This is a genomic window from Enterococcus sp. AMC1157 (assembly GCF_058216555.1).
Genome location: NZ_CM177099.1, coordinates 260,719 through 275,358 on the forward strand (window position 1 = coordinate 260,719; position 14,640 = coordinate 275,358).

General features: G+C 34.6%; 12 protein-coding genes and 1 pseudogene. 9 read left to right on the plus strand and 4 right to left on the minus strand.

What is annotated here, in order from left to right; all coding sequences use genetic code 11:
• Positions 1 to 96: 96 nt before the first annotated feature.
• From AC4BBX_RS01285 to AC4BBX_RS01310, 6 genes are all read left to right on the plus strand, one after another.
• Positions 97 to 930: a helix-turn-helix domain-containing protein gene (locus tag AC4BBX_RS01285; protein WP_490454677.1), complete on the plus strand. Its 834-nt coding sequence runs from the start codon at positions 97 to 99 to the stop codon at positions 928 to 930.
• Positions 931 to 1,039: 109 nt separating this feature from the next.
• Positions 1,040 to 2,194 carry an N-acetylglucosamine-6-phosphate deacetylase gene (gene nagA / locus AC4BBX_RS01290; protein ID WP_490454678.1) on the plus strand — a complete coding sequence of 385 codons (1,155 nt, stop codon included), beginning with the start codon at positions 1,040 to 1,042 and terminating at the stop codon, positions 2,192 to 2,194.
• Between the two features lie 226 nt (positions 2,195 to 2,420).
• The gene (locus tag AC4BBX_RS01295; protein WP_490454679.1) at positions 2,421 to 3,122 is read left to right on the plus strand and encodes an ABC transporter ATP-binding protein; all 702 of its coding nucleotides are present in this window, start codon (positions 2,421 to 2,423) and stop codon (positions 3,120 to 3,122) included.
• Positions 3,123 to 3,134: 12 nt separating this feature from the next.
• The gene (locus tag AC4BBX_RS01300) at positions 3,135 to 6,542 is read left to right on the plus strand and encodes an ABC transporter permease (protein WP_490454680.1); all 3,408 of its coding nucleotides are present in this window, start codon (positions 3,135 to 3,137) and stop codon (positions 6,540 to 6,542) included.
• A gap of 348 nt (positions 6,543 to 6,890) precedes the next feature.
• A complete protein-coding gene (gene recJ / locus AC4BBX_RS01305; protein ID WP_490454681.1) occupies positions 6,891 to 9,188 on the plus strand; it encodes a single-stranded-DNA-specific exonuclease RecJ in 2,298 nt (765 codons plus the stop codon).
• 82 nt (positions 9,189 to 9,270) lie between these two features.
• Complete coding sequence (locus AC4BBX_RS01310; RefSeq protein ID WP_490454682.1) at positions 9,271 to 9,783, plus strand: adenine phosphoribosyltransferase; 513 nt, start codon at positions 9,271 to 9,273, stop codon at positions 9,781 to 9,783.
• A 45-nt stretch (positions 9,784 to 9,828) separates the two neighbouring features.
• Here the strand turns inward: AC4BBX_RS01310 and AC4BBX_RS01315 are convergent, their stop codons facing one another.
• The 4 genes from AC4BBX_RS01315 to AC4BBX_RS01330 all read right to left on the minus strand — a co-directional run bounded on the left by AC4BBX_RS01315 (position 9,829) and on the right by AC4BBX_RS01330 (position 13,157).
• Entirely contained in the window at positions 9,829 to 10,032 is a 204-nt protein-coding gene (locus tag AC4BBX_RS01315) for a hypothetical protein (RefSeq protein ID WP_490454683.1), read from the minus strand.
• Positions 10,033 to 10,168: 136 nt separating this feature from the next.
• Positions 10,169 to 12,004, minus strand: coding sequence for a DUF4153 domain-containing protein (locus AC4BBX_RS01320; protein WP_490454684.1), 1,836 nt, complete (start codon positions 12,002 to 12,004; stop codon positions 10,169 to 10,171).
• Between the two features lie 74 nt (positions 12,005 to 12,078).
• Positions 12,079 to 12,633: a chromate transporter gene (locus AC4BBX_RS01325; protein ID WP_490455737.1), complete on the minus strand. Its 555-nt coding sequence runs from the start codon at positions 12,631 to 12,633 to the stop codon at positions 12,079 to 12,081.
• Positions 12,633 to 13,157, minus strand: coding sequence for a chromate transporter (locus AC4BBX_RS01330; RefSeq protein ID WP_490455738.1), 525 nt, complete (start codon positions 13,155 to 13,157; stop codon positions 12,633 to 12,635). Before AC4BBX_RS01330 ends, AC4BBX_RS01325 begins: the two co-directional genes overlap by 1 nt.
• Before the next feature lie 170 nt (positions 13,158 to 13,327).
• On the opposite strand from AC4BBX_RS01330, the gene AC4BBX_RS01335 reads away from it, so the two are divergent.
• The 3 genes and pseudogenes from AC4BBX_RS01335 (at position 13,328) to AC4BBX_RS01345 (ending at position 14,559) form a co-directional block, all read left to right on the plus strand.
• Positions 13,328 to 13,573: a LysR family transcriptional regulator gene (locus tag AC4BBX_RS01335; RefSeq protein ID WP_490454685.1), complete on the plus strand. Its 246-nt coding sequence runs from the start codon at positions 13,328 to 13,330 to the stop codon at positions 13,571 to 13,573.
• A 6-nt stretch (positions 13,574 to 13,579) separates the two neighbouring features.
• A pseudogene (locus tag AC4BBX_RS01340) lies at positions 13,580 to 14,149 on the plus strand (substrate-binding domain-containing protein).
• A gap of 71 nt (positions 14,150 to 14,220) precedes the next feature.
• Positions 14,221 to 14,559: a DUF6054 family protein gene (locus AC4BBX_RS01345; RefSeq protein WP_490454686.1), complete on the plus strand. Its 339-nt coding sequence runs from the start codon at positions 14,221 to 14,223 to the stop codon at positions 14,557 to 14,559.
• The last annotated feature ends 81 nt before the right edge of the window (positions 14,560 to 14,640 follow it).

A 14,640-nucleotide genomic window follows, 5' to 3' on the forward strand; every position in this document is an offset into this window, starting at 1 on the left:
ATTTCCGAACATTAGAAAATTGATAATACTTTTTTAAACATTATGTGTTAAAATGAGCAAAAAGCAAAATGCGAATTAGCATATTTAGGAGGAATTATGAATCAACAAGAAAGTTTTGGAGAAACAATTAAACAAATAAGGAAAGACCAGAATATGACGCAGAAAATATTAGCCCAAGGAATTTGTGCCCAAAGTGTGTTGAGTCGTATCGAAAATGGTTTGGAAATTCCCAATGTACTTGTGTTACAAAGCTTGTGTCAACGCTTAAATGTGACAATGGAACAAATTCTACATTCTGAGTCAGAAGAAATTCAACGAGTCAAAGCATTATTTAGTCGAATTCATTCTTATTTGATTCACAAAGAATATCAGAAGATGTCTGAATTACTAAAAGACAAGAATATAGTGGATCATCTTCATTTTGATACGGATTTTCAATTATATTACTATTATTTGGGTAGCTGTGAATTTTTTCTAACGAAGGAATACAATCAAGCAATTCAATCTTTAAAAAAAGGACTTTCTTATACTTATTCAAAAGATACAAAAACTATTTCTCCTATTGAAATTCTTATTATGAGTTGTTTAGGAAGAGTGTACAGTACCATACATAAATATGAAAAAGCACAAGAATACTTAAAAATGAGTCACGAAGAAATAAATCATATTCCAGAAGAAATTACTCGTTTTGAATTAACCAAAATCTTCTTTAACTATGCCCAATTTCTTTACGATACTGAACAATTTTCCGAAGCATTAACTATGTCCAAAGAAGGAATTAGATGGGGCCAACGAAGATTAAGTTACTATCATATGGAAGAGTTATTCTCACTATGTGGCCAAATCTATGAAAAAACCAATAAAAATAGTGAAGCGGAGTTGTGTTTTGAGTATGCAAAAGTAATGAAAAAAATCTCTGAAATGGTGTAGACCAGTATTGACTTATTTCTCATTTAGGAGTAGTTTAAAACTATAGAGATGTCTTGAATAATAAAGATAAATATTAAATTTATTAATAAGAACAAGGAGAGGAATATAAATGAGAACTTTTGTGTATGGAGATAAATTTTTCTTTCAATCAGGAGTCAAAGGACCGGGATATTTGGAGATAATTGATGGAAAGTTTGGTAATTATTCCACTGACTTATCTGACCAAGAAGGAAAAGTTATTGACTACTCTGGAAAGTGGATTGCGCCAGGACTAGTTGATACACATATCCATGGATACAAAAATCATGATGTTATGGATAATGATGCAGATGGAATTAAAGTCATGTCGGAAGCTCTACTTTCTTGTGGAGTAACTTCCTTTTTACCAACTACCCTCACTTCAAGTAAAGAATTATTAAGAGATGTAGCAAAAACAATCGGTCAAGTAGCTCAAGAAGTTTCTGGAGCTAAAATTCCTGGAATTTACTTCGAAGGTCCATTTTTTACAGAAGAATTTAAAGGTGCTCAAAATCCTTCTTATTTTGGTGATCCTAACATTGAAACTTTCAATGAATGGCAGGAAGCTTCTGGTGGTTTAATTAAAAAAATTGCTCTAGCACCAGAAAGAAAAGGGGCTAAAGAATTCATTGAACAAGTGACTAAAGAAGGGGTTGTTGTTTCTTTGGGCCATAGCAATGGTACCCTAGAAGATGCAACAACTGCTGTGGAAGCAGGGGCGAGCGTTTTTGTTCATGCTTTTAATGGAATGCGAGGATTAAATCATCGTGAACCGGGAATGGTAGGGGCATTATTAAGTTTACATGATGTTTTTTCTGAATTAATTTGTGACGGTCATCATGTGCACCCTTCTGCTGCAGGAATTTTAATGGAAAAAGCTGGGCACGATCACGTTGCTTTAATTACAGATTGTATGATGGCTGGTGGGATGCCTGATGGAGATTATATTTTAGGTGAATTTCCTGTAGTAGTTAAACAAGGAACTGCTCGAATGGAATCAGGGAATTTAGCGGGAAGTATTCTTAAACTAAAAGAAGCCATTAAGAATGTGGTTGATTGGGGATTAGCAACACCGGAACAAGCGGTAATGATGGCTAGTTTAGTACCAGCAATCAGCTGTAAAATTGATGATGTGTGTGGCATGATTAAAAAAGATCGTGATGCAGATTTTATTGTTTTAAATCCTGATATGACTTTAGAAGCAACATATCTAGATGGAATTGAACGTTTTAATTCAACTAAATAGTAGATCGTATGTAAGAAGTGATGATGAATCGCTTCTTTTTTTTGCCAAGTTTATTTTTAAAAAAACGAAAATTATTCCAAGTGTTTTTAATTTTATTAGTGTGATTTGATGAGTGTAGGAAATAAATAGCCAAAGACTAAACAGTATTTGTTTTTTCTAACATAAAATAAAAGCAGTATTTTTTTTGATATGTTAAACTAGAATAGAAATTAGAGGAGGAGAATACATGAGCTACATTGATGTCATAGATGAGGTGAAAAAATATCAAATGGGTGACACTACTATTATGGCGAACGATGGTGTGACATTTGGTGTAGAAAAAGAAGAAGTAGCGGTGATTCTGGGTCCTAGTGGAGCAGGGAAATCAACAGTTTTAAATATACTTGGTGGAATGGATAGTTGTGATAGTGGTCAAATTTTTATTGACGGTGTTGATATCGCTAACTATGATGCGAAGGAACTTACAGAATATCGTCGTAATGATGTAGGCTTTGTTTTTCAGTTTTACAATTTAGTGCCCAACTTAACTGCAAAAGAAAATGTCGAATTGGCTGCTCAGATTGTTGATCAGGCGATGGCTGCGGAAGATATTTTGCTTCAAGTAGGTCTAGGAAAACGAATGAACAACTTTCCTTCACAATTATCTGGTGGTGAGCAACAGCGGGTAACAATTGCTCGCGCCTTAGCAAAAAAACCAAAGCTATTATTATGTGATGAACCGACTGGCGCTCTAGATTATGAAACGGGAAAACAAATCTTACAAATTTTAGAAGATACAGCCCGCAAGGATGGGACTACTGTAGTTATTATTACACATAATTCGCAGATTGCTCCAATGGCAGATCGAGTGATTCGAATCAACGATGCTAAGGTTCGTAGTATTCAGACGAATGAAAATCCTACACCAATTGCAGAAATTGAATGGTAGGAGGTCATTTATATGAAGAAAAGTGCCTTACTTAAAAGTAGCATTCGAGAAATTATCCATTCTCCAGCTCGCTTTTTATCTATTTTAGGAATTATCTTTTTAGGAGTTGCTTTTTTTGTTGGTATCGGTGCGACGGGACCAGATATGTTGAAGTCAGCTGATGAATATTATAAAAAGCAACGATTAGCAGATTTAACAGTTTATTCTAGCTTAGGTTTTTCTGAAAAGGATCGAGAATATCTTTTAGATCAATCTGGTATTAATCGAGCCGATGGACAATATATGACAGATATGTATTTGTCAGAGAAAAATGAAGTTGTTCGACTTTTTAGTTTTAATGAAAAAGCACTGAATTTACCTAAAGTTGAGGCTGGTAGACTTCCAGAAACGGACAATGAAATTGTACTAGATAGTGTCGCACAGGACCGGTACAAATTAGGTGAAACTTTTGAAATTAGCGAGTCTGATGATGAAACGGAGCAATTGGCGGAACATCATTTTGAAATTGTCGGGTTCGTAACAGCGCCTGAATTTATTGATAATTCAAAGCGAGGAAATACGGCCATCGGAAGTGGCTCTATTGATTATTTTGCTTTGTTGCCTGAATCGGTTTTTAGTGGAGAAGACTTTGCTAGACTATTGATTAGTTTTCAAGATTTGAGTCAAGAAGTTGCCTACTCTCAGGAATATGAAGACAAAATAAATAAAAACCAAGATTCGTTAGAAGAACGGTTAGAACCGCGAAGTCAAGAACGATTAAACGAAATTAAAGACAAGGCAAACAAAGAAATTGACGAGAATCAAAAGCTAATTGCTGATGGTGAAGAAGAGTTGGCTAAGGCTGAGTCCGAATTAAAAAAAGCCAAGGAAGAGCTGGATCAAGCAGAACAAGAATTAGCTGATGGAAAAGCTGCGTTTGAATCAAGCATCTCAAGTGCCAAAGCCGAAATCAAAAGTAATGAAGAGCGTCTTGCAGCAAGTGAACAAGAACTGGAAGTTCAAGAAGCCAGACTGACTGAAGGTCAACGGGAATTAGATCGACAAACGGGTGCGTTAGAAGCTAATGAAGCACAACTAGATCAGTTAGTTTCTCAAAGAGAGCAATTAAATTTTCTGCTTGACCAATTAGCTAGTGCCCAAGATACCTATGACGATCTTGTTGTTTTAGCAAAGGAATTAGAAACTGTTTCTGATGAGGAAATTGCTCCTGTACTTGAACAGATCACAAATAATTTACGTTTGTTGTTAGTTCAACTACCAAATGATGACTTAAAAGATCAAATTGAAGGACTTTTAAATCAGATTACCCCTGAGAACATTCAAGGTGTGATTCAAGGAATCTATCTTTTAGGAGAAGTGATTCAGACTCAAAGACAAGTCGCTCAAGATAATCTTAGTCAATTAGAAACGGGTATTGCTACAATTCAATCTGGAAGACAACAAATTGGCGGTGCACAACAGGAATTGGATGCCGGACGCAGACAATTATTAGATGGGAAAAAGCAAATAGTTGATGGAAAGATTCAGCTGGCAGATGCCAAACAAACCTTAGCACTAGAAGAAGAGCGTGGTCGCCGAGAATTAGCTGACGCAGAAGAGGCTTTTCAAGCTGGAAAAGCCGAATATGAATCAGGCTTGGCTACCTTTACGGAACAAAAAGATGAAGAAATGCCTAAACTTCTCGAAGCAAAAGAAGAACTCGCTAAAGCGAAAAAAGAAATTGATGAATTAGAACCAGCTAGTTACACTTTAATGGGTCGAACCAGTAATCCAGGATATGCGGAGTATCAAGAGAATGCTGATCGTATTTCATCAATTGCGACGGTCTTTCCAACAATCTTTTTCTTAATTGCTGCCTTAGTTAGTTTGACAACCATGGGGCGTATGATTGAAGAAAAGCGTGTTGAAATTGGTACGCTAAAAGCATTGGGATATAAAAACCATGAAATCGCACAAAAGTTTTTGATTTACTCTCTTTCTGCGGGCTTAATAGGTTCACTTATGGGTCTGACATTAGGTTTTTATCTATTCCCTCAAATTATTATTAGTGCCTATGGACAACTATATAATATCACAGAATTTACTACTCCTTGGTATCTGAATTATAGTATGATTGGGATTTTGGTAGCATTAATCTGTACAGTTGGCGTTGCTCTGATTGCTTTAAGAGTAGATTTGTTCAGCACACCAGCAGCTTTATTACGACCAAAAGCACCAAAAGCCGGTAAGCGAATTTGGTTAGAGTATTTGACACCTATTTGGAAGAGAATTAGTTTTATTCAAAAAGTAACAATGCGTAATCTTTTCCGTTATAAAGCACGGATGTTAATGACCATCTTTGGTATTGCCGGTTGTACAGCCATGATATTAACAGGATTTGGTTTGCGAGACTCAATTGGTGATATTGTACCTACTCAGTTTTCTAAAATTTGGAGTTATGAAGGAATTGTTACCTTCAACGAAGATGCTAGTGAAGAAGAGTATCAATCTTATTCTGAAACAGTGGAAAATTTACCAACTTATGAGCAGCGTTTAGCTATGAGTTCAGAAACTTTCACGATGGAACAAGCTGGAAAAGCGGGTCAAGATGTTGTGGTATATGTACCCGAGCAATTAGATTACTTGGCAGATTTTGTGCTATTTAACAACCGTCATACAGGAGAACGCTACGAATTAATTGATGATGGGGCAATTATCAATGAAAAACTAGCGAGTCTATTTGATCTCGAAATTGGTGATTCTTTAATTTTACAAAATGCTGACAATCAATCATTTGAAGTGAATATTACTGCGATTGTCGAAAATTATGTGGGACATTTTGCTTATCTCACACCTACCGTATTCAAGGAGACCTTTGATCAAACGCCAGAGTATAATACGGAGTTAATTTTATTCAATGATGAGTTATCCAAAGAGCAAGAACAAGAAATTGGTGAAGCCTTGATGTCGGAAGACAATGTGATAAATGTTAGCTTTTTATCGGATTCTTCGACTGCTTTAGATGAAACGACTGGGACATTAACAATCGTTGTTTGGGTATTAATTATTTCGGCTGGTTTATTGGCGTTAATCGTATTGTACAACCTTAATAATATTAATATTTCTGAAAGAATTCGTGAGTTGTCTACTATCAAAGTATTAGGTTTTTATGACAAAGAAGTAACGATGTATATTTACCGAGAAAATATCTTTTTAACTATTATTGGGATTGCGGTAGGTTTAGCGGGTGGTTTGCTGGTACATCGATTTGTTTTACAGACTGTGGAGCTAGATATGTTGATGTTTTCACCAACCGTTCATTTAACTAGTTACTTATATGCCAGTTTGATTACTATTTTCTTTACGATTGTGGTAGGGATTGTTATGTACTTCAAATTAAAAAATGTCGACATGATTGAAGCCTTAAAATCAAATGAATAGATTGTTCAACTTGTGAATATATTTGTAGAGAGGGAAGCCTAATTTCAAGGTTTTCCCTCTTTTTTACGATCAAAATTACAAATAATGAGGTTGGATGATGTTGTGTTGAAAGTAGTGAACTTATACAGTATTTGAGAATGCCGAAAGGTCCGAAACTTTTGCAAAGAGGGCTCAGGACGATTATTCACAATATTCATTCTTTATAGACAGTTAGACTGGAAAGTTTTAATTCTATTTTTTGACAGTCATTCAACATTTAAAATGCTGTTTAATTAGGAATTTTTCAAGCGTCATGCGTTTTGTTTTTGCCTCTAAATATGGTAAAATATCTTGGTTAGGAGTGATTAAGTGAAGCAAGCAAGTTTTCGCTGGCAATTACCGCAGAAGCAAGAACTACCAACAACATTTACTGAATTGTTAAAAGAACATAATATTCCTCTCTTGTTAGGATCTTTGTTATGGAACCGAAATCTTCGTACTACAGAAGAATTAAATGCGTTTTTACATCCATCTTTGGAGATGTTACATGATCCGTTCCTTTTTCATGATATGGAGAAAGCTGTAGAGCGTATCCAGCAAGCAATTATCGATGGAGAGCGTATTTTAGTCTATGGGGACTATGATGCTGATGGTATAACTAGTACCACGATTATGAAGGAAACCTTGGAATTATTAGGTGCAGAAGTTGAATTTTATTTACCCAATCGATTTAAAGATGGTTATGGACCGAATAAAAAGGTTTATGAAGAAAAAATTGCTGAAGGGATTCAGTTAATTGTAACTGTAGATAATGGGGTTTCTGGAGATGAAGCGATTAGTTATGCTGTGGAGCAAGGCGTAGATGTAATTGTGACCGATCATCACGAAATGCCGACAGACCTACCGCCAGCTTATGCAATTATCCATCCACGTCATCCAGAGGGCAGCTATCCTTTTGGCGAATTAGCAGGTGTAGGAGTAGCTTTTAAAGTGGCGTGTGCTTTATTAGATGAAGTGCCTACTGAATTTTTAGATTTAGTTGCGATTGGAACCATTGCAGATATGGTTTCTTTAACAGATGAGAATCGAGTCTTAGTGTTTTACGGCTTACAAGCGATTTCTCAAACTGAGCGTTTGGGTTTGTCAAAATTGATTGAAGTTAGTGGTGTTTCTACTGAAACGATAGATGAAACTAGTATTGGTTTTTCTATCGGACCTCGATTAAATGCGATTGGACGTTTAGAAGATCCGAATCCGGCCGTGAATTTAATGACAACTTTTGATGAAGAGGAAGCTAGCACTCTAGCAGAAGAATTAAATCAAATTAACAACCGACGAAAAGAATTAGTGGAAACTGTGACTGAAGCAGCGATGAATCAAATTGATCCTAATGCAAGAGTAAATTTGATAGCGGGTGAAAATTGGCATGAAGGAATTCTTGGCATAGTCGCAGGTAGGATTTTAAGAGAAACTGGGAAACCAACAATTGTATTAACCATTAAAGATGATGGCAGTGCAAAAGGTTCCGGTCGTAGTGTGGAATCGGTCAACTTGTTTAAAATGTTAGATGGCATGCGAGAATTGTTAACGAGTTTTGGTGGTCATCACGCAGCAGTAGGATTAAGTCTCGCTGCAACAGATATCCCTGTGTTACAAGAGCGAATGAATCAGTACATGCTTGAACATCAGTTAGAAGGTGGCATAGATTTAATGATAGATGCCATTTTGCCAGTTGCTGCTGTTTCGACAGCTTTTATTGACTCGTTAAAATTATTAGCACCTTTTGGAATGGATAATCCAGTGCCTAAATTTTTATTCGAAAAAGTTGCCGTTGTAAACAGTCGCCAGATTGGTGGCAACAAGCAACATTTAAAATTTACTTTGACGGATGACACCCAACAAAAATTAGAAGGTGTCGGTTTTGGTTTTGGTGATGCAGCGTTAGAATTCCAAAGTGATGAACTAAGTGTGACTGGTCAACTTTCAATTAATGAGTGGAATGGCAATAGGATTCCCCAATTAATGTTAGATGATTATCAAATCAATGCTTTACAAGTTTTTGATTATCGACCAAAAAGAAACCACCAACGATTGGATTTTGAAGAGACTACCTTGTTTTTAAGTTTCTCTGAAAAAAATGCGACTAAGTTTGAAAAAGCAATTAGTCAAAGGATTGTTGTTTTTAAAGATATAGAAAGATTCCAATCAGAAGTGTCAGCTGAAGAGTATCAACAACTGTTGATAATGGACTGCCCAGTTGATTCTGAAGTATTAAAAGACATAACTAGCTACCTGAATCTTTCCCGAGTTTACTTTATGTGTGTGGCAGAAGATGAGGCGTACTTGGACGGTATTGGATCAAGAGAACAATATGCCAAACTTTTCAAATTTATTGCTAGTCAAAAACAGATAGATGTTCGTTACAAACTAAACGTGGTTGCAGATTATCTAAAAATACCTCAAAAATTGTTAGTTTTTATGATTCAAGTATTTTCCGAGTTAGGTTTTGTCACCATTAAGGATGGTGTCATGCAACGAGTAGAAAATCCAACCAATCATCCATTAACAGAAAGTCGTCTTTACCAAGAACGTTTGCAAAAAATTAAAACAGAAGAGTTTTTATTATTAAGTGATATTGCTACTTTAAAAGAATGGTTACTTGCTTAATGATTCTAATAAAATAGTTTTAAATAAAAGAAACAACCTATTAAAAATAAGTATACTAGTCAAAACTAGGAGGAAAAGAAACATGAATTTAAAAGATTATATTGCCAGTATTCCAGATTACCCATCAGAAGGAATTGTTTTTCGTGATATTTCGCCCTTGATGGCTGACGGAGAAGCTTATCGTGCTGCGACGAAACAAATTGTAGACTACGCTAAAGAACAACAAATTGATATGGTTGTCGGACCAGAAGCTCGTGGCTTTATTGTGGGTTGTCCCGTTGCCTTTGAATTAGGAGTGGGTTTTGCTCCCGTTCGTAAACCAGGTAAATTACCTCGCAAAACAATCGAAGTTTCTTATGATTTAGAATATGGTAGTGATACTTTAACACTTCATGAAGATGCGATTCAACCAGGTCAACGTGTTCTGATTTGTGATGATCTATTAGCTACTGGTGGAACTATTAAAGCCACAATTGAGCTAGTTGAAAAACTTGGTGGAGTTGTTGTGGGTTGTGCGTTCTTAATTGAATTAATGGACTTACAAGGACGAGATAAAATTGAAGGATATGACATTTTGACTTTAATGGAATATTAAACAAAAAAGTGACAAGAAGCAGGGGGACTTGCTTCTTGTCACTTTTTATTCGTAATGATAATACTTGGTCATCAACTGACGATGATATTTACGTTCTGCTTGACGAAACTTCTTATCATCCCAAAGAATCATCCATAGAGTGAATAGAGGGCAAACAATTAACATGACAGTCAACGGGCTAAAATTTCCAATCATAATACCAATTAATAAAACAAATATAATAAATCCAAACCGACGAATAGCTTTCATTTTCTTCACCTCTTTATTTAATGCGAACAAATGTTTGTAAGATTATTATACGAATGTTTGTTCGGTTTGTAAAGGAAAAAGTTTAAAAAAATAAAAAAACTTTCTACATTGAAAAATCAACGTAGAAAGTTTTTTTCTATTCTTCATTAAAAGAAATTCCTAAATAAAAATCAAGGCTTAAATAATCATATTCATCATAACTTAAATTAGTTACATAAAGAGTTAGCACAAAATTATCAAATTGTTCTGAAAAAGTTAAATCATCGGGAGAAAGTGTGAATTCGTAATCTCCGCTAGTTGCCTCTACCAAATCTAATAGGAAGTTAAGATCGTAATCAGCAAGGAGATTTTGTTGTTCGTCTTCAAGATGTAGAGCTATTTTTCTCCCTTTAGTTTCATCTGACTGATCAATGAACTCTTCTTCCCAAGTAATGATGTAATGCTGATCTTGGTAGGAAATAGGTATATTAGAATCAGAGATACCAAACTTTCTTTGATAGACACTTAATGGAATAATCATCTCTTGATCGGAAGTATCTATTTGTAAAATAAATGTCGGATCAATTCTAACCGTATAAGTTATTGGATGAATTTCTTCATCTGGATCAGTTGGATCAATTGGTTTTTCCGGAGTGGTTAAGGACCATGAATTGAACCCAAAAGTGCTGGTAAAGTCAATTGTTTGATTTCGTTGAAGGGATAAAGCCTCTACTTGATAAAGCATATTAACTTTTCTTAAATAATTATAACTATCAACAATTTTTTGTTTTTCTGTTTCAGGAATGGATCCATCAGGAATCACTCGATTATCCACTAACATATTATTATCAGTAAGAACGGTTTCCAACTGTTTTACTTGGCTTCTAGTTGCTAGTGAAATGGCATCAATATAAGGAAATATAGATAAAATGGACAAGGCAATCAATAAAGCCGGGATAAGATATATTTTAGGATGAGCAAATAGATAAATGACACTTGAAACTATCGAAAAAATGACAAGTAATAAAATTAAGTAACGTCCATCAGTCAATCCAAAGGTACGTAACTTTACTAGCGAAGAAACACCCTGCAAGGTAGTCACAATCAATAAGATTGGTGGGAAAAACTTTTTGAATAAACGAGTGATGTTGCTAGTGAACGTATCAATTGAAAATAAGGTAAACCATCCGACAATGACATAACTAACTAATAGCGGTTCTAATAAACTATTTTGCAAAAAACCTTGCGTTAAATTTTGTAAAATATATAAAAGTAAAATAAAAGAATAAGCAATGATGAGCGGGATAATGATATAAGACAATAAAATTTCTAAAAATTTGGGAACATTAATCGCTTGTTGGTATTCTTCGTTAATGTCATCATCTGTAGGATAGATAGGGATTAACGATAAAAAATAAATCGGAAAAAATCCACTCCAAATGATTGCGGCGGTTTGTGCAAATAATGTAAATTCTACTTGCGAAATCAAAAATGCAAAGGCACCTAAAATTAGAAATAGTCCGATATTTAAAACGAGAGAATATAAGAAAGATGTGAAGAAGGATTTAATAAAAATAATAAAACTTTTAGAAAAAGCAAACTCCTCTTGTTTCACTGCAGGAATCCAAACACTACTCAATAAAAGGATAAACATCAAAATGGCTGCACGGACACTGTTCGAATAGTTCCAAATATCTCTTCCGTTTAAAAATAAATAATACAAAAAGGAGAGGATAAAACTTCCACCATAAAAAATCCAACGTTTTTTTTCTTGCTTGCTGAAAAAACGTTCAAAAGTTAATTGAGCGACAATTCCTAACATTCCAGCACTAATCAATGACAGAATTTGAGAATCATATGTGATTCGTGAGTTTTGAATGCTGACTAAAATAGTAAACATGGCTAATAAGAAGGAAGCTGTTGAAAACCAAAAACGTGAAATAGCTAGGGTCATATATTTCAAGCGGGCTTGACTTTTTTCTGCTAATTTCATAAGAAACACCTCTTTTTTATTTTATTATACCACCTCTTGTTAAAACACCAATGATAATGCTTTCAGGCTTGATTCTATATAAAGTAATAACTAATATAACCAATGATGGCTGCAATCCCAGTTAATAAAACTGGCTTGATTTTAAATCGTATGTGTAAAACAAATGCGCCAACTACTATTAATAAAGCTAACCAGTCAATCTGAATCGCTTGCCACTGATAAATTGAATTAATGCCAAAAGAAGTGGATAACATAATTGAAAATGCTACCCCAAATAACAAGCCAATGGAAGCAATTTTGATAAAATCAAGCAGTGATTTGAGCCAACGATTCTCATGAATAGAGCGTTCATATTTGATAAATAAGGGGACAATAAGCAAAGAAGGGATACTGACAGTTGCGGTTGCCAGTAGGCCACCGAGGAAGCCAAAATAATACTGTCCAACGTAGGTAGCCGAATTAATTGCAATTGGTCCAGGAATCAGTGCATCTAATGCATTCATATCAGCAAATTCACCAACAGTCATTCCTAATTGCGCGCCTTCTTGATAAATCAAAGCAAGCATGGCATAACCACCGCCAAAGCCTAAAAAGCCAACTTTTAAAAACATGAAAAATAGTTGTAATATTAGTTTACCTCCTTGCGTTTAGCAACTATTAAACCGATTAATCCAGCTGACAAGACAATCCATGGGGCACCGACTAACTGAAAAATAATTAAAAAGAAACTAATGATAGCTAAAAAAGCCTCTATTTTTTCTTTGATACTATATTGTGCGATTGTATAGGCAGCTGCAAATAAAAAAGAAGCTGAGGTAGCTCTCACAGCCGTCAAAGCTAGCAGGATAGGTCCATCTTGTGGAAGTAATTGATATAAGAGAGTGGCTAAAGTCATTAGCAAATAAGCTGGCAAGATAGCGCCTAACCCTGCTAGTAACATCCCTTGAGGACCATTAATTTTCTTTCCAACAAAACAAGCATTAGTCAATGCAATGACTCCTGGGAAGGTTTGAGACAAGGCAGTATATCCATACAGATCTTCTTTTGATATCAATTGATTTTTTTGACATAGTTCTCTCTCAATTAAGGGCAACATAGCCATTCCTCCTGAGAAAGTAAAGCTGCCGGCTATTAAATAAGCTTTAAATAAAATCCAATTTTTTTCATTATAAAATTCTCCTTTCTTTTATCTATGCTATCAATATTTTTAATTGAATAAAATATAAGTATTGTAAGGTAGGTATAACTATATAGTTATGAGGTGACGTATGAATATTCGACAATTAGAGTTGTTTTTAGAAATTTGTAAAAAAGGTTCAATGAGTGAAGAAGCCAAAACCTTATATATTTTGCAAGCCAGCACTTTCAAAAGGGATTCGAGAATTAGAAGAAAGTCTCAAGTTGAAGTTGTTTGATCGGGTACATGGGAAACTCCAACTTAATAAAGAAGGAATAATTTTTCGTAAAAAAGCGATTAAATTATTACATGATTATCAAAAGTTAGAAAAATTTGGCGATGATCTTGATAAATTACCGATGTATATTGGAGTTAGTTTGACCTTAGCTTGAACAAGTTTGACGAAAGTTTTACAATTATTGAAAGAAAAGTATCCTTTAAAACAAATACGAATTTATGCTGAAAATGTAGATCAGATTCAAAATAAATTGCTTGATTATCAAGTGGATTTAGCGTTTGTAGAAGGACGACTTGATGAATCCATCAATAGCATTCAAAAAATTTCTCATTATCCATTATTAATTGTGGGATGATACGATTCGTAGTTGACCTCTAAAACGAAAATAAAAAAAGAAGAGTGTCTAAATTATCCTTTTTTACTAAGAGAAAAAGGAAGTACCTTAAGAGATGGTCTAGATTTGTTGATGCTATCGACTGGACAAACCATCCAACCGATTATCGAAAGTGTCAATACAGAGGTATTAATTCAAGGGGCTTTAGCTGGCTTGGGCTTGACTATCTTACCTGCACCTTTTGCTAAAATGTATATTCAAAACAAACAACTAAGAGAAGTAAAAATTGAGGAGCGTTTATTTACGGAAAATTTTGCCGTTGTACGAAAAAATGAAGAACTCGATCATTATCAAGAGCACTTTATCACTTGTTTTAAGCAAGTCGAAAAAGAATAACTTATAGTTTTTTTAGGTTTGAATAGCTATGATATACTTAAACAAATAAAGAAAAATGAAGGGAGAAAACAATGGCGAAATACGAAGCATTTGTTGATGGAGAATTTAATCAAATTCTAGTTTATTTAGAGGAAGAACTAAAAAAAGGAAGTCAGACCTTAAGTCTAGAAGAAGCAAGTGATTATCAACTTGGAAATACTCGAGTAGCCATACGAGCCTACGAAAGATACAGTTATTGGGGTGGTAATCGTGTAAGTTTACATTTAACTCTAATTTCAGATGGAGAAGAAACGATTGTTACAGCTATCTCGACAGGCGGAAGTCAAGGAATGACAATAAAAATAAATACTTGGAGTGAATCCAATTTCTTAAATACGATTATTCCTGCAATCGAAAAAATTAAAAAATAGCTAGTTGACTAATTTTAGTTCACAAGAATTTAATTATGTTAACTAAAGATAAAAACCAAAATAGTTAGAAATGTATTCCTA

Coding starts and splice junctions, on each gene's coding strand:
- AC4BBX_RS01285 (WP_490454677.1), top strand. CDS start 97: ATGAATCAACAAGAAAGTTTTGGAGAAACAATTAAACAAATAAGGAAA.
- nagA (WP_490454678.1), top strand. CDS start 1,040: ATGAGAACTTTTGTGTATGGAGATAAATTTTTCTTTCAATCAGGAGTC.
- AC4BBX_RS01295 (WP_490454679.1), top strand. CDS start 2,421: ATGAGCTACATTGATGTCATAGATGAGGTGAAAAAATATCAAATGGGT.
- AC4BBX_RS01300 (WP_490454680.1), top strand. CDS start 3,135: ATGAAGAAAAGTGCCTTACTTAAAAGTAGCATTCGAGAAATTATCCAT.
- AC4BBX_RS01310 (WP_490454682.1), top strand. CDS start 9,271: ATGAATTTAAAAGATTATATTGCCAGTATTCCAGATTACCCATCAGAA.
- AC4BBX_RS01315 (WP_490454683.1), bottom strand. CDS start 10,032: ATGAAAGCTATTCGTCGGTTTGGATTTATTATATTTGTTTTATTAATT.
- AC4BBX_RS01320 (WP_490454684.1), bottom strand. CDS start 12,004: ATGAAATTAGCAGAAAAAAGTCAAGCCCGCTTGAAATATATGACCCTA.
- AC4BBX_RS01345 (WP_490454686.1), top strand. CDS start 14,221: ATGGCGAAATACGAAGCATTTGTTGATGGAGAATTTAATCAAATTCTA.